We start from the raw sequence: 15,686 nt of genomic DNA, 5'->3' as shown, positions 1-15,686 counted from the left end.
AAAAAAAACCGTCTGCCGGAGCTTAACGCCCGGGAGACGGTTCTATTCATATCGGAACAGTATAATCAGAGTTGTGTGTGTTTCAGGACACGGAAGAATCCATCTTGACAAGCTCATGCTCAACCACAGAAGTCAATTCTTCCTCGTATCCACCCGTAATCCGGTATTTCCTCACGTACTCCTTCACGAATTTTTTTGGATCTTTAGGACGGAAAATCCGAGTCATTTCCCTCAAACTTTCTTTGACCTCATTGTGACCTTTCGTTGCCATTGTAATTCCCTCCCAAAACGTTGAAAGTGAATGCTCCGTTTAGAGAATGCCGAATAAGTCTTAAATGCCATCCATGAAGTTGTGTGCGCGGCTCAAAGCAAGCTTTTAGGTCGGGAACCCTTGCTTAAGCAAGTACCTGACACTATAAATACCCGATATGATTCGGTGTGAATCATAATCTTATTGTAGCATATTCGGAAGTATCTGACGACTTGACGAATTTACCTAATATTTATAACGGTTTATATGCCCAAAAAGTTTAATTCCGAATCATATGTTACAAATACGATACTTCTATACGGAATTAATATATCCAGCATAACACTGAACTATTCGGGGGATATTATCACGGACAACCCATACAGTTAAAATACTGGGATCTAAGGAGGCGTTGTTTTATGGATCAGAAAGATAAAGAAATGCTGCCCCTTTCGCATGAAAAGGTGGAAGTGGACGGAATATATACCAACGAAGCCGGACAAGAAGAACATCTGCATCGCGGACAACAATTCCCGGCCGATCCCGTTCTCGGCAAGACGGAATGGGAACTGACGGAATTCGCTTTTGACAACCATCACGAAGGTCGTACCGACGAGCGTTTGGTTCCCAAAGAGAATGACACCGATAAGATTGGCAAGACCACACATCCACGCAGACATTTTCAGCGGGGTGACCGTTAAGTTCTAAACGCAACAAATCACTTTAAAACTAGGGAGCATCATACCAATCATTGGTTGGTGCTGCCCTGTTTTCTATACTAAATGCAATTGAGAATACAGAGGGTTAGCTTGCATCCCTTAGATCGTTAAGAAGAATTTTCTGGGAACGCTGTTCCAGCTGTCGAAACTCCTCATTGATTCTTCGTTCTTTAGCAGCATCCGGCCGATACGCAGGAATCATCGCCCAGTGCTCACGAATCAATTCAATGCGATTCTTCATTGGAGGATGGTAGCTACGGTTTTGAGTATCATTCATTTCCTGTATCCGCTGAATACGAAGAATTCCCTGAGTTGGAACGGCAGAAATCCGTTTTCTAAACTCCTCAGTACCCACGAATTTCATCCATAAGCTGTTCGTATGCTGTGCGAGCTTGGGCAATATACCTCACTTCTTTTTCTGCTCCCTGTGCTAGTTGCTACTTCTTTAACTCTTCTGCCCCTACCTGTTCACGTTTTGCCATTCGTTTCATCCTCCTTTGATTTTGGGCATGCAAAAAAAACTCATTCCTACTCATAGTTCAAGTGGGAAAGAGCTTTTGAAAGTTTATCAAGTGTTTGAATTATTTAGTGTTTGGTTTGTCGGTTGTATTTTACGGTCTTGTTGTTGGGATTGTAAAGAAGCTTATAAAAAATATTCACTCTATCACTCAATATTTTCATCATCGAGTGCATCCAGAACTTCATCCCTAATGTCTTGTGGGGGAAGTTCCCTAGTTATTGCCCCAGAATTACGCGGCCATCCATGCTTGCCACTTACTAACTCATTATGGTGATAACTGATTCTTCCACCTCTCTCAAACAACTTAATAATAGGGTCATATAGATCGTGAAACTTCAGAGCGATAGGCATTTGTTTGTCTACCACGTATGCCCATTCAAGATAAAAAGTGCAAAGATACTCTGTAACCCAATCAACGTTAGCGTTTACTAATCCATTACATTCTTCCTTTATATGAGCAGGTGTATCAAAATTAATTATTTCTGCTGCATTAAATACAGCACGTCTATTATCATCCATGGAGTTAAAATCTAAAAAAATATTCCCTCTTCTAATAAACTCTGTAACTAGGATCGCATATGAAGGTTTATCCATTCCATTATTTTCCCAGTTAATGTTATTTATCCTTTCACTGGCTTGTTCAAAGTTAGAATTCAATTTTCTCACCTCAAAATTTTGGTTTAAATCCTGGAAATCCGCCGGGTTGTGGTGGTGCTAACTCATGAGCACCTTTTGTACTTTCGTTCATTGTACCATCTTTGAAATAGTTTATATCACGATACGGCAACCCTTCTTGCATCATTTTACTTTCTGCCAATTCATGGTCGGCTAATTGTCTAAACCATGCTTTTTCCTCTGCTGATAATTCACCTTTTAGTGCTTTTTCCCATCCATAGGCCATATCAATATCGGGATCAAAATAACCTTTATAATAGTACTTGCCGTTAACAGTATCAACTAAGTTCATGTGTTCAGTCAGTATTACATGTGTTTTCAACTGACTTGCCTCTTCAAAACTAAGTCCTGTATTCCGTGAAAAGGTCTCTAACTCTCCAGCATCTAAACCAGTGGATCTTAACTTTTCATACGTCTGCAAAGCTATCTCTTCCTGTTTAAAATTAGGAACAAACTTAATAGGTTCTCCACGAGGGTCTATTGGTTTAGGTGTTCTAGCTTTTCCCGCCCCCTCAGTATCCCCATCCCTAACCTTAGTTCCATCTTTCGATGACGGAGCTTCTTTAGGTTTAGACGCATCCTTCGGCTTAGCTGACGTAACGCTCGAAGAAGTAGACGACTCTTTAGAAACGGTTCCTTTCGACGACATAATGTTCTCTTTCGAATCCACATGAGAAGTGTTCGGTGATCCCTTCGAATTTCCAGGACCACTGTCTTTCCCACGATTTCCACCTGGTTCCGAGAACATGTGACTGTCATTCTTCACAATCACAGGCACGGTCTGGCCGTTGCTCAGCCTCATGCGCTGAACTCGCCATGGAACGCTCGCTGCAGCGCCTGCGGTCATGTTGCCCAAGGCCTGGCTGATTCGTTCTCCCAGCTCTGCAAGAGATGAAGGCATTAATGCTGCATTGGTCTTAAGCTTGCCATCCTTCATGGCACCGCCTGAGGTTCCATCTGGCCCATCTCCATGACCATGCGGAACGCCGCCCTTGGCTCCATCTCCATGGCCAGACTTCTTACCACCACCCTTGAGCACCTTGACTCCATTTTTGACCAATGATGCCCCGCCAAATATGGCCCCCGCCGTATCCACGACTCGCATCGTAGCACCAACATCGTTTAACCCAGCGTCGTGGCTCTCCTGTTCCGTCATAGTCAGCATGGTGCGGTTGTCTTCGCCTTTCAGATCCATGAACGGCTTGGCATACGCTTCTCCCGCACTGGATACATCCTGCCAGATCTCTTTCCCTGATTTCTGACCCGTGACCAGGTCTCCCGTATAATCGATAACGTTATTTACGCCCGTAATCGTTCCTTGTACCGTGGCATTCCGCTCCGTTAATGACCCTACTTCTTCTCCCTTTACCCAGCTGTATAATCCCTGGGCATTGTCACCCCCGACGATCCCTGTAAATGCAAGGTCAGCCACATCACCGACCATACTGAGCAGGCTTTTGCCCTCTTCGATCACACCGTCCAATTTGCCCTTTTCACGTGCTTCCCAGTTTCGTTTCAGCCGCGCTTCCTTCAGCGCGCTCTCTCCCATACTGGCCAGACTCTGATCGAATGCAGACTGAATCATGTCAAAGGAACGATGGATCTCGGCTTCCAGTACTACATTCTCACTCTTTCCATTAACCTCTTCCACAAGTTCCACATGATCTGTCATCGTCTGAATATACAGACCTTCTGTACCCTCAAGACTGATGCTGGCTCCGCTGATGTTCAGGTCACCCATGCATTGGATCTGCACGTGGGTTGTGCTATTCAAGGTAACCCCGTTACCCGCAGCCATCGAGATATACAAGGCGCCCTCTTGGGCGTTCATGACAAGTTCGCTGTCGCCCCTCTTCTCCACATGTCCCGCTTCCGTCGGTTCCTGACGAACCGACTGCATCACCATGGCTTCGTCTTCTTCCGCACTTGGGAAATACAGTTTCACTTTCGCTCCGGGTTCGGGCAAAACAAAAAAACAGGTCAATCATGGTGGTATCTGACCATAATCAACCTGTTTGATGTATCGGAATAGCACTATTTAAGTTATAAAAAGCATTTGATGTGCGTACAACCCAAATCGAGAAACCTTTAGACGGGTATTACATGAGTTAAACGTGTTATTAGTTCAATATTGAGTTCGTTCGGCACTGGGTATTATCCGATGTGGATCATCGTTCAATACAGTTTTTGAATTTGGTACATCGATATTGATAATTGGAAATTCGCTCTGACAAAACTTAATTCTCGTTCAAATTGAGAATTATCAAACTATCCATCTTTAAAATTGATCTCGGATAGTAGGCATGCCTCCTCAGCCTGGTTATTAACCGTTACTCTTCCATTTTTTCTTGCTAATAAAACGCTTTTTCTTTGCTCCCAATACCCTTGTATCATCATTAATTGATAGTCGCCAGTAAATTTAATTGTGAATTGCTCAAAGAAACACAATAACCTCTTCAATCTTGAAGTATCATTAGGGCCAAAAATTTGATTACAGATTAAATTTATTGCTGTTCCAACATTACTAATATGAAGCTGTAACCCCCCCCCCCAGTTGATAGTAAATTCTGAAGAGTAGTCGGGGTCTTCCACCACTTTAACCTTATATTGATTCTCATGGTCCTCAACTATTTTCACGCCTTCAAGTTTGATTTCGTTTGTAGTAAAGTTACCTTCAATCCGTAGACAAATTTTTTTGTATGTCCCCTGAATGTAAGGAAGATTTAATGCTTCATAATCAGTATTAAAAAAGTGACTATCTACGAGTATATTGTTTTTTCTTCTCTCTAATATTTTATATTCAGAATCTTTTAAAAGTAACGCCCCTCCGTCATTGCTTTTTAGTAGACTACCTAAAAACTCAATGAAATTCCTATTACCATTTTCGTATATATTAAACTCCAATCCATAATTCACATTGACATCATAGTCCCTGGATATACTCTTTACATCGAATAATGTAGTGGTGAAGCTGAAAAAATCGCATTTAACATATAATGTATCTCCTTCACCTTCCTCACTTTCTTCTTGTTTTGCAAACCTAAGAGCACTTTTATTTCCAATAAGATTTTCTACATGATGCAGAAGAAAATCTTCAACTTCTTCACTTCCATGAAAGTTATTGAAGAAAAAATATGTCATTTCCATGCTAATCACCTTTCCAAAACCATCTAGTGATTTTACCGTCTTTTACAACAAGCAACTCTTGTAAGTATTTCAAATCACCATTAGGGTTAACCTTTCTCAATATCTCTTGTTTTAAAATATCTATGTCCGTAGGATTAAAGTCATCAAGGTTCAAAATAATTCTTGTTGCTTGTTTTTTCGTTTTACCTTGAATTTCTTTAATCTTATTTTTTTGAAAACTCCCCTTGAGGAGCATAACAGTCAAATACTTTACCTTGTATCATAAAAGATCTGTCATCGTTTACAACAAAAAAACAGATCAATTACGGTGGTATCTGACCATAATCAACCTGTTTGATGTATCGGAATAGCGATATTTAGGTTTTAAAATTAAAGTATTTGATGTGCGTACAACCGAAATGGAGAGATCTCTATAGGCCCACCATTCTCACTATTTCAAAAGATGCTCATAGTTTTGCATCATTTACAGTGGATGAAAAATCACCTTACGCGCTATGTTCCTCTTTAATTTGCTCGAACCATTCCTTCGCAATGTCGTCTGCGGTTTTTACAGGGTCATTTGAATAAACCAACTCATATTTATATTCTGCTTTAAGGCTATTTTTTGTAACATCATATACCAATTTTATTTCGGTTGGCATTTCTCTTTTGTGTTCGTCGCATAATCTATATATCTTTTCAATATCATCGTTAATAATATTCAGAGCGCCTTTTTGTCTTTCGACTGATATGTCATATAGAAGACCATAACTATCATCTAATGCATCGTTAAGTTTGTGTTTCTTTACAAGCCTACCATTAATAAAATAGAAAAAATCACTAGAAATAACTCTTTCTTCAAATGAACAATAAATATATATTTTTTCGGCTCTTTTGTGAACATACTCTAAACAAATGGAGACCATGTCAGCTTGAAGTTCACTAAAAATATCTTCAAATACTTTGCTCATAGTAACCTGCCTTTCTTAATTTAATATACTCTTTGAGAAAGCTTCTCCATCAATTTCATACTGTACATTAAATTTAGATGGGCGTATACTGTCTCCGTCATATTTCACTTCAACATTTACTTTTACTTTTTTCCCTTCTTTAATCGCATTAGCCCATTGATTCTCAATTTTCTTATATTGGCTTAAATTCACATTGCTTAGTTGTGAAACAAGGTTGTCAATTTCTGGTGAACCACCAAATCTATCCCCTGCCAAATGCCCTGCATGGTCGCCCGGCTCTTTGCCTGGAGTATCTGGATCATGAGGTAATCTGCTATCCCTCTCAGTTAATTTTAAATCGTCAGCAGTAAATTTTTCAAGCCTTCCCTCACTATCAGTTTTGTAGATATATTCATATTCACCTGTTTTATATGTTACATTTGGCTTTAGCTCCCCATCTACTATATGGCTTCCATCTCGTAAAATATCATCAGCCTGGCTACCAACCTCACCAATTTTCCCCGTCCCCTCAGTATCCCCATCTCTAACCTTAGTTCCATCTTTCGATGATGGGGCTTCTTTAGGTTTAGGAGCTTCCTTCGGCTTAACCGGCGTAACGTTTGAAGACGTCTTAGACGATTCTTTAGAAATGGTTCCTTTCGATGGCGCACTACTCTCTCTCGAATCCACATGAGATGTGCTCGGCGATCCCTTCGAACTTCCAGAATCACTGCCTTTCCCACGATTCCCTCCTGTATCCGAGAACATATGATTGTCCTTCTTCACAATCACCATGACACTCCGGCCATCTACCAATTGCATACGTTGAACTCGCCATGGAACGCTCGCTGCTGCGCCTGTGGTCATTTTACCCATAGCCTGGTTGATCCGTTCTCCCAGCTCTGCAAGAGATGAAGGCATTAATGCTGCATTGGTCTTGAGCTTGCCATCCTTCATGGCACCGCCTGAGGTTCCATCTGGCCCATCTCCATGACCATGCGGAACGCCGCCCTTGGCTCCATCTCCATGGCCAGACTTCTTACCACCACCCTTGAGCACCTTGACTCCATTTTTGACCAATGATGCCCCGCCAAATATGGCCCCCGCCGTATCCACGACTCGCATCGTAGCACCAACATCGTTTAACCCAGCGTCGTGGCTCTCCTGTTCAGTCAGGGTCAGCATCGTGCGGTTGTCTTCGCCTTTCAGGTCCATGAACGGCTTGGCATACGCTTCTCCCGCACTGGATACATCTTGCCAGATCTCTTTCCCTGATTTCTGACCCGTGACCAAGTCTCCCGTATAATCGATAACGTTATTTACGCCCGTAATCGTTCCTTGTACCGTGGCATTCCGCTCCGTTAACGACCCTACTTCTTCTCCCTTTACCCAGCTGTATAATCCCTGGGCATTGTCACCCCCGACGATCCCTGTAAATGCAAGGTCAGCCACATCACCGACCATACTGAGCAGGCTTTTGCCCTCTTCGATCACACCGTCCAATTTGCCCTTTTCACGTGCTTCCCAGTTTCGTTTCAGCCGCGCTTCCTTCAGCGCGCTCTCTCCCATACTGGCCAGACTCTGATCGAATGCAGACTGAATCATGTCAAAGGAACGATGGATCTCGGCTTCCAGTACTACATTCTCACTCTTTCCATTAACCTCTTCCACAAGTTCCACATGATCTGTCATCGTCTGAATATACAGACCTTCTGTACCCTCAAGACTGATGCTGGCTCCGCTGATGTTCAGGTCACCCATGCATTGGATCTGCACGTGGGTTGTGCTATTCAAGGTAACCCCGTTACCCGCAGCCATCGAGATATACAAGGCGCCTTCTTGGGCGTTCATGACAAGTTCGCTGTCGCCAAGGGTGAACGATTTCCCTTGCGGGTTACCGAAAGACTTTACACCCGGGTCTTGCATCACTTTGCCGCTCTTCTCCACATGTCCCGCTTCCGTCGGTTCCTGACGAACCGACTGCATCACCATGGCTTCATCTTCTTCTGCACTTGGGAAATACAGTTTCACCTTCCCGCCGGGTTCGGGCATCATATACCATACTTGACTGCCTTCCGCAGCATACGGGAACCAGCGTGCCTCTCCGGCCTGCTGATCCTCATCCATATCCAGATGAACCTTCACCTGGTTACGTTTCACATCAATGATTTTCCCTTCGATAGCAGCACCAGTGATCATCGTTTGAAGCTGTCTGGGCAGTGGATGCGATGCTGGCAATGCACATGTATATTTCCACTGTAGCAAGCTCCGTTCCAGCATCGCCTGGCGAGAGGTTATGTTGTAGATATGGCCATCAGAGGATACTTCATCCCCCAATTGAAGCTCCTGCCCCAGATCGAAGGTATACGTTGTATACTTCTCCTCGGTTACCGCATGTTTTCCCTGGGCTTTGGTATGTAAAAAACGCTCAATATTACGACTCTTCTCAAAAGGGATGGCTTTCAGCTCAAATGCCCCTCTGCCTTCGGGATAACCAATCCAAAACCTGGGCTTGTGTGCAGTCACATCCGGCACCAGATCTGCTCCCAGATGAGAAGCGAGCCGTTTCAGAAAGCTCCAGTCGGTCTCCTGATACTGCATAATAAAAGCGCCCGTCTTCGTCTCATCAAAGGCAAAATCAATAAAGTCTCCTTCAGGATAACCCTTCATAACACGATTAACAATGTCCAAATAACGTAGATTCTCGTTCTGATAGGATTTCGTTCTCTGTAAGGCATCCAGTTCATAGGTATGTGAGATGACTACAGCCATCACATATACGATCCCTCTGGTGGCTTCGACTTTGATCTCATGGAGTTGTCCCTTGAACAGGGGTAACTCCCTTCCGGATTCATCCATCCGGATGAATCCGACTCGATCGTGACTCCCAGCTTTCTGGATAATGGTTTCTTCCCATTCTTCATCTACCCATCCACTGAAGGATAACCGACCATGTGCCCCTGCTTGCTGGATCAATTCCAGCTTATCCAGGCGTATCTTGCCATACGGCCAGTGGACATGGATATCCCCATAGGTTAGCGTTGATTTTTCCAAGGTCTGCACAGTGTTCCCCCCTTTCTTATCCGTCTGCATCTTACAACTGACCATCGACCTCAATCTTGATAATCCCGCCTTTTCGGCATATCAGTTCAGATCGACTGAGCAGAGCGGCCTCACCTTCCACCAGCACGTCCTCCTTGCCCTGGCTCCATTTGTTGAAGAACGTATCTGGTTCACACAATGCTCCGTCCATTTTGCAAAACCCGCATCGTCCAACGTTAGCCAGTGGAATCACGTCCGCAACGTTTAATACAGGCTGTTCCTTAATATAGATGCCGTGGGAAAGCGGCAGGTTCAGTACACCCGGATCTGACCCCTGACTACAGAAAATCTCGGCACCTCTGACCACATAGGTAAATTCACCACCGAAACCTCCTGACATCAAAGCTTTGAACAGCATGGGTAGCAGCATTCTAGTCCCCCCTATGTTAATAATCGATTGGTCCATTTCCGTTTTCACTCATCTGGGCACATGTAAATATCGCCCTTGTTAGAAGTCGCCATAGATGAAGCTGTTCAACCGGAAAACGGACATTCCCTGTGACCGCTCTTCCTTTTACCGATGTAACGATCACAATATCGTAAGCCATTCCCAAGTTTGAGGGCTGAATGGATTCTCCATAGAAGACAATCAGGCTATCTCCTTGTACCGTCTCCTCATGTAACCATTGCGCATCCTTTTTGAGCGTTCGCATCTGATCTGTGATGATACTGCCCATTCCCTCAATCTGGCTGACGTGCAATGGATGAGATGATCTAGATAGGCTTAAGCTGATACCCTTCTGCTCATCAATCCACATGACCTCATCTCGTTCATGGCTGTTTCTGCCCTCCTGTAGTTTGCCACGGGGAACCTGGACCAGCTGATCCGGTAAAGGAAGAGTTAGTAGCCCATCCCAGATCCGGTAATTATTCAACGTGATGATTTCTGCTTCGGTCTCGATCAGACCCTGGCGTACTCCGTATGTAACCTCTTCCTGCGTCATCAGCTCACCACTTGCCGCTTCAGCTTCCTGGATGCGCTTCGCCAAACGGAAATCCCGATCCATTTTCAGCAGCATCTCATCACCATATCGGTTCATTCCAGATCCACCTTTCGTAAAACAAAGCCACTCAACCCTCTGCGAAGCATGCTCTCTGCTACATCAAGACGCACGATTACACCACTCCCTCTTACACCCTCCAATGTAAACATGCGTTGATCTTTAACCGCCTCACCCTGCAATACAAGCTGCTGTATTGAACCATTCCGATAAAACAGGCTATCGTCAGACAAAGCCTGCACAGCAGGGATATGACACGCCCAGTAGCTCAACTGCTCCCCGCTACCATGATCGATGAAGGTGACGGATTTGAATATCAGTGCTTCATCAACCATTTCCATCAGCCGCTTCATGCGATCACTAACAAAATATGAAGGCCTACTTATCCAATCGGTCGGCTCTTCATTCAGTCTGCGTTCAATCATCATGACAGTTGAAATGGGCAACTCATCAAAACTGGTTTGTAATATGGGAGGCCTGAACGGATTCAATATCCGATGATCTTCGGTCAGTTCATAAAATCGTGGGACCATAGCTCCTCCTCTTCCTCATGGGATACAACCCAGCGTATCGATTCAATCTGCTCTTCATTCAAAACATGTGTATACCTCTCACGGTCATGAATCCATATCTGTGCCTGACTCAGCCTAGCCCCCTGAAAATCAGCATGGAATAACTGTGCTCCCCTGAGGTCAGCGCCTTCCAGATTGGCTCCGGCAAAACAGATTCCCTGAAGACCAAGAACACTTTTCTCGAATTCCATACTCGCTCCGTCACTGACATCAGACAGGTTGGCTCCACGCAGACTGCATTCCCGGAACACAGCATCCATAAGTAGCGCCCCTCTGAGGTCAGCTCCACTCAGATCACTCTGTTCCCATTTGGTCCCAATCATCACAGCACCTCTTAAGTTACTCTTGTTCAGATCGGCATGACTGAAATCGGAATACCTGATATCAACGTGGTCATATAATCCCTCTGCCATGGATAGTGACGTATAGTCTCCATAAGCACATTCCAGCCCTTCCGCTACTGATAATTTCTTGCGAATGTTCTGCATGTCCCTATACCCATAGTCCCTGATATACACGGGTTCACTCCAGTCCTTATATTCACCTACCCTGATCTGAAACTGATCTGCACGGTTGATGTGTTCCATCTCTTTCAAATTCACAACATGGGGTACGGCCAGACGTGCAAGCGTAATGACGTAGGCATTGAATCTCCCCGCGGACTGCAACATCATCCGTTCAACATCAGAAGCATTCAGTACACCTCCATAACGTCTCATTTCGATATGAAGCAGCTGTTGTAACGAAGACAACGGCTGGAATGCCCACGTCGCATCATATGTGTGCATACACTCCACCTCATCCCAATACCATTGATCGGAGTAGGCTTCCATTAAGCAGGTGTAACTCCCCTCCAATATAGATGTTCTCAACATGGAACAATGAAGGATTGAGATTGGTTCTTTCCCGAGTTCCTGTTGGGCCCATTCTGCTTTTACACAGAGTTGCCGCATAGACTCTACGAACGATTGGATTAACGAGTTCTGATGTTCCATAATGTACACTCTCAGACTGGAGAGATGATCCTGAAGTACGGGTTCCAATATTTCCTGCTGTAAATGTGCAATCGCTTCCGCTTTGTTCATTTCTCTTCCTTTCTACCACTCTTGGCTAATTCATCTTGATCTCCGCCCCGTGCATCTTCAACTCTTCTTCCAACGTGATGGTATTGCCCTTTCCGGTTAACTCAACTTTCTCGCCTGCGATCCGAATAGTTTGTCCGGACATGACGACATCCTGACCCGCTGTAATGCTGACATTCTGATCGCTTACAATCTCGATGCCATTCTCGTCACTAACCGTGATATACATTCCACCCGCCGAGATCACAATTTTGTCTGGAGCCAGCATGATCTCTTTCCCATACTTGGTTCGGAATGTCTTGATGTCTGGATTGCCCATTCGGTCTTCCGGCACCGGGGGCGGGGCTACTCTGCTGGCCGGGCTAGATTTACTTCCACCTCCACCCGCGCCTGAACTATTACGATTACTCCCGCTTGGACTTCCCCCAGACTGTCCCGAAGCCCCACCCTTTCCAGCCGCAGATGATGCGGTTGAAGCCTGTTTCGGTGTAGCTGGCACAATCTCAGGATCTTGCCTTTTTACAGAGCTTATGGCAATGCCGTCTTCCTCTTTTTTGCTCGGAAAATAAATACGAATGCTATCATTCACTTCAGGCATGCAATACCAGCCTGTATTGTTCTCGGAAGCATAAATCGTTGAATAGGGAAAGAAATAGGCTGTGCTCTCATCCTGCTGCTCATCCATATCGAGCTTCGCACGAACTTTGTCCCCCTTGACTTGGAGAACCGAAGCCTGAATGGAAGCGCCAATAATGGAAGTATTGTAGCTCTTCTTATAACGAAGCCCCTCCGCTGGAAATAAGGAATATGTATGATTTAGCAAACTATCGATGAATCGGGTCTTCGCCTCACCTACAATCCACTTTTTGGATTTAAACTCTACTTCATTCCCTACTTCGAACCATTGCCTGCTGTCCGCTTCGTATACGATATAATCCGGATCTTTGACACCCGGTACTTTGTTTTCCTTGGCAGATCGATAGTCGGCAATTCGTTTAGTTGCTGTGTAATGGGATGCTTGCAATTCACCCTTATACTGGCCTTCCGGTAAGCCAAAATAAAACTTAGGTTTGCCTGACGCTGTATCCGGTACAACTCCAGTGTAGAAATGGGAAGCCATCCTTTTGATAAATTGCCAATCTGTTTCCTCATACTGCATCACAAAATCTCCGATTTTACGGCCATCTGTAGCAAAATCAATGACATCTGAACCTTCATAGGGAGAAATAATCTTGCGCACCAAATTCTTGTAGGACAGATTGGGATTTTGGAAGGAACGCTTATGCAGCTTTACATCCAATAAGTAGGTATGGGATACAGCGTCAACCATTAGTGTATGTACATCATTAATGACGTTCACTTTCACATGCAGCACCACACCGGAGAAGAACACCTTCTCATGTCCTTCGTCATCGGTAATTTTCACTTTAATATCGGTTTGGGATGTTGTTGCTTGCACATAGCTGTCTTTTCGAGCTTCCGGTATCACTGCCGTCATTCTCATTCGTGCATGTCCGTTCATCGTTTTATTCACTTCAAGGGTTTGAAGACGAACGATTTCGTAAGGTGTTACCCGAACCTGACCGTATGTTGTTGCGGATATATTCATGAATAAGCCTCCTTGTATCTCAAATTAATTAATGGTGCCCCTTTATAATTGTATTTATATAATTCGGAATTTTATGGAATATTTTGAATATGTAGAAAGTCTCAAATTGGATGTGTATATACGCACTTCTATTTTCAAATGAATCTATAGTCTCACGTGGTGTTTACCTATATTGAGTGTTACATTTTCTTTGTCCATCTGGAACATTCCTTGATCAAACCGGTTCAGTTCTGTCCACCTCCCTCATAACCTAGTTAAAAAGGACAAAGGAGGCTGGACCGAATGTCCCCCATGAAATCATCAAGCGGTCTGGATGAAAATATTGCCGGCATGCTCTGTTATCTGTTCACTTTTGTAGGTGGAATCGTCTTTCTGGCTGTAGAGAAACGTAGCCGGTTCGTTCTGTTTCATGCACTTCAATCCGTCACGGTATTTGGCCTCATTATGGTCGGTCATGTGTTGTGTGCATTTCTCCCACTGTTTGGGCCACTGCTGGCATCGCTGTTGTCCCTGCTTGGTGTGGTGGCCTGGCTTCTCATGGTGGTCACCAGTCTGCAAGGCAAATGGCTGAAGCTGCCATGGGTTGGAGACTTTGCAGAGAAACAGATGCGGCATCTGTAATATGTAACGTGTCTATCGGCTTCATCCCAAAGTAATTCATCTTGTGAGTCTACATAATAATCCATCTTGTTTTCGGCAAAAAAAGAAAAAACACCGGATCTCCTGCTCTCTAATGGTATTATCCCCTTTAAGTAGACACTTAAAAAAACCTTCATGTTATCATGAGGGTTCAAGTGACACTTGGAGGGGATATTTTAATGGCCAAAAAAGGGCAAACATTTCAGTCGTATACCGAAGAATTTAAATTGAATGCAGTTAGAGCGTATGTCGAAGGTTCTTCAAGTTATAGGGTGGTCGCTGAGCGCGAGGGGGTTCGAAATTGTTCACAACTGAAGGTGTGGGTGAAAAAGTGGAAAAACGGGGAAGCGTTCGATGAGCGAAAAAGTAGTGAAACGAATCCAATGAAGGGACGTACTCGTACAACCTTTAGCAGTGTAGAAGAAGAACGAGACTATCTTCAAGCACAGGTGGATTATTTAAAAAAGCGGTATCCAAATCTAGTAAAGGAAAAGCGCTGAGCCAACGGGAGAACTACGATATCATAGACGAATTGCGCTGCTCGCATGGCATTACACGCCTGTTATCGATTGCAGGAATACCTCGTTCTAGTTACTACAAATGGCGAGCCACACAGCCGCAGCGAGACGCAAGACAAGACCGTGAGCGTGAGATCAAAGAACACATGATGGCTATTCATTTTACAAACCGAGAGTTTGGTTATCCTCGCATGACAACGGCTTTGTGGGAGGCTGGTCTGAACGTCAATCACAAGAAAGTATGGCGAATCATGCGGGAACTATCCATCCAATCGGTGATTCGCAAGAAGCGGAAGAAGTCCAGCTATACGCCATCTGTCATCTATCCGAATCGCCTGAAGCGCCAATTCCATGCGACAGCACCCCAGCAAAAAATGGTGACGGATATTACCTATATTTCGAATGGAAGCACATTTGTTTACCTGTCCGTGATTCAAGACTTGTTCAACAATGAGATTGTAGCTTGGCAGTTGTCTAAACGGAACGATGTTCAGCTCGTATTGGATACGGTGGAACAATGGACACAAAAAAGAGACGTTTCAGAAGCCGTACTCCATTCGGATCAAGGCTTCCAATACACGTCTCAGGCGTACAACACACGATTAGAAGCATTCGGCGTGAAGGGCAGCCACTCTCGCAAAGCAACCTGCCTAGATAACGCATGCATCGAATCCTTCTTTTCGCATCTCAAGACAGAGAAGCTGTACCTTAACCAGTGTAATTCAGAAGTAGAGATTCGACAAGCCGTGGAAGATTATATGTACAATTACAACTACCGACGATTTCAAGCCAAACTCAAACAGCGCGCACCGATTGAATATCGATGCGCACTGGCAGCATAGCTTTTTTCATCTGTCTACTTGACAGGGGTAAGACCACTAATGAGCAAGATCTCCGGTGTTTCGTTTATTATGCCTTCAATA

At 44.3% G+C, this 15,686-nt stretch carries 17 protein-coding genes; 4 read left to right on the top strand and 13 right to left on the bottom strand.

Translation table 11 applies throughout. The features are described 5' to 3' along the window. Positions 1-82: 82 nt before the first annotated feature. Entirely contained in the window at positions 83-271 is a 189-nt protein-coding gene (locus AC3ITG_RS02980; protein WP_017690840.1) for a hypothetical protein, read from the bottom strand. 398 nt (positions 272-669) lie between these two features. On the opposite strand from AC3ITG_RS02980, the gene AC3ITG_RS02975 reads away from it, so the two are divergent. After that, the gene (locus AC3ITG_RS02975) at positions 670-951 is read left to right on the top strand and encodes a hypothetical protein (RefSeq protein ID WP_053779714.1); all 282 of its coding nucleotides are present in this window, start codon (positions 670-672) and stop codon (positions 949-951) included. 103 nt (positions 952-1,054) lie between these two features. On the opposite strand, the gene AC3ITG_RS02970 is transcribed toward AC3ITG_RS02975, so the two are convergent. From AC3ITG_RS02970 to AC3ITG_RS02915, 12 genes are all read right to left on the bottom strand, one after another. Further along, complete coding sequence (locus AC3ITG_RS02970; protein WP_413374973.1) at positions 1,055-1,369, bottom strand: hypothetical protein; 315 nt, start codon at positions 1,367-1,369, stop codon at positions 1,055-1,057. 264 nt (positions 1,370-1,633) lie between these two features. Further along, positions 1,634-2,146 (bottom strand): hypothetical protein, encoded by a 513-nt coding sequence (locus AC3ITG_RS02965; protein ID WP_413374972.1) that lies wholly within the window; start codon positions 2,144-2,146, stop codon positions 1,634-1,636. Positions 2,147-2,156: 10 nt separating this feature from the next. Further along, positions 2,157-4,109, bottom strand: a complete 1,953-nt coding sequence (locus AC3ITG_RS02960) for a hypothetical protein (protein WP_489252750.1) — start codon at positions 4,107-4,109, stop codon at positions 2,157-2,159. A gap of 323 nt (positions 4,110-4,432) precedes the next feature. Next, positions 4,433-5,311 carry a hypothetical protein gene (locus AC3ITG_RS02955; RefSeq protein WP_489252749.1) on the bottom strand — a complete coding sequence of 293 codons (879 nt, stop codon included), beginning with the start codon at positions 5,309-5,311 and terminating at the stop codon, positions 4,433-4,435. A gap of 1 nt (position 5,312) precedes the next feature. Further along, entirely contained in the window at positions 5,313-5,546 is a 234-nt protein-coding gene (locus AC3ITG_RS02950; RefSeq protein WP_489254401.1) for a CdiA C-terminal domain-containing protein, read from the bottom strand. Positions 5,547-5,796: 250 nt separating this feature from the next. Continuing rightward, positions 5,797-6,261, bottom strand: coding sequence for a DUF600 domain-containing protein (locus AC3ITG_RS02945; RefSeq protein WP_489252748.1), 465 nt, complete (start codon positions 6,259-6,261; stop codon positions 5,797-5,799). A gap of 15 nt (positions 6,262-6,276) precedes the next feature. Further along, positions 6,277-9,303: a DNA/RNA non-specific endonuclease gene (locus AC3ITG_RS02940; protein ID WP_489252747.1), complete on the bottom strand. Its 3,027-nt coding sequence runs from the start codon at positions 9,301-9,303 to the stop codon at positions 6,277-6,279. A 31-nt stretch (positions 9,304-9,334) separates the two neighbouring features. Further along, positions 9,335-9,712 carry a DUF4280 domain-containing protein gene (locus tag AC3ITG_RS02935; RefSeq protein WP_413374968.1) on the bottom strand — a complete coding sequence of 126 codons (378 nt, stop codon included), beginning with the start codon at positions 9,710-9,712 and terminating at the stop codon, positions 9,335-9,337. Between the two features lie 16 nt (positions 9,713-9,728). Then, the gene (locus AC3ITG_RS02930) at positions 9,729-10,382 is read right to left on the bottom strand and encodes a hypothetical protein (RefSeq protein ID WP_413374966.1); all 654 of its coding nucleotides are present in this window, start codon (positions 10,380-10,382) and stop codon (positions 9,729-9,731) included. Next, positions 10,379-10,876, bottom strand: coding sequence for an imm11 family protein (locus AC3ITG_RS02925; RefSeq protein ID WP_413374964.1), 498 nt, complete (start codon positions 10,874-10,876; stop codon positions 10,379-10,381). The genes AC3ITG_RS02930 and AC3ITG_RS02925 overlap by 4 nt, the downstream gene beginning before the upstream one ends. After that, positions 10,852-12,000, bottom strand: coding sequence for a pentapeptide repeat-containing protein (locus AC3ITG_RS02920; protein WP_489252746.1), 1,149 nt, complete (start codon positions 11,998-12,000; stop codon positions 10,852-10,854). Before AC3ITG_RS02920 ends, AC3ITG_RS02925 begins: the two co-directional genes overlap by 25 nt. Positions 12,001-12,025: 25 nt before the next feature. Next, on the bottom strand, positions 12,026-13,606 hold the full coding sequence (locus AC3ITG_RS02915) for a hypothetical protein (RefSeq protein ID WP_413374960.1): 1,581 nt from the start codon (positions 13,604-13,606) through the stop codon (positions 12,026-12,028). Between the two features lie 282 nt (positions 13,607-13,888). Between AC3ITG_RS02915 and AC3ITG_RS02910 the strand changes: the two genes are divergently transcribed. The 3 genes from AC3ITG_RS02910 (at position 13,889) to AC3ITG_RS02900 (ending at position 15,605) form a co-directional block, all read left to right on the top strand. Then, positions 13,889-14,227 (top strand): DUF4870 domain-containing protein, encoded by a 339-nt coding sequence (locus AC3ITG_RS02910; protein ID WP_489252745.1) that lies wholly within the window; start codon positions 13,889-13,891, stop codon positions 14,225-14,227. 197 nt (positions 14,228-14,424) lie between these two features. Beyond that, a complete protein-coding gene (locus tag AC3ITG_RS02905; RefSeq protein ID WP_489252744.1) occupies positions 14,425-14,745 on the top strand; it encodes a transposase in 321 nt (106 codons plus the stop codon). Further along, complete coding sequence (locus AC3ITG_RS02900) at positions 14,742-15,605, top strand: IS3 family transposase (protein WP_489254400.1); 864 nt, start codon at positions 14,742-14,744, stop codon at positions 15,603-15,605. The genes AC3ITG_RS02905 and AC3ITG_RS02900 overlap by 4 nt, the downstream gene beginning before the upstream one ends. The last annotated feature ends 81 nt before the right edge of the window (positions 15,606-15,686 follow it).

This window comes from Paenibacillus sp. GL_099_B (assembly GCF_057835695.1).
Note: the sequence above shows the minus strand (reverse complement) of the source record. Positions and strands in the feature narration are given on the sequence as shown.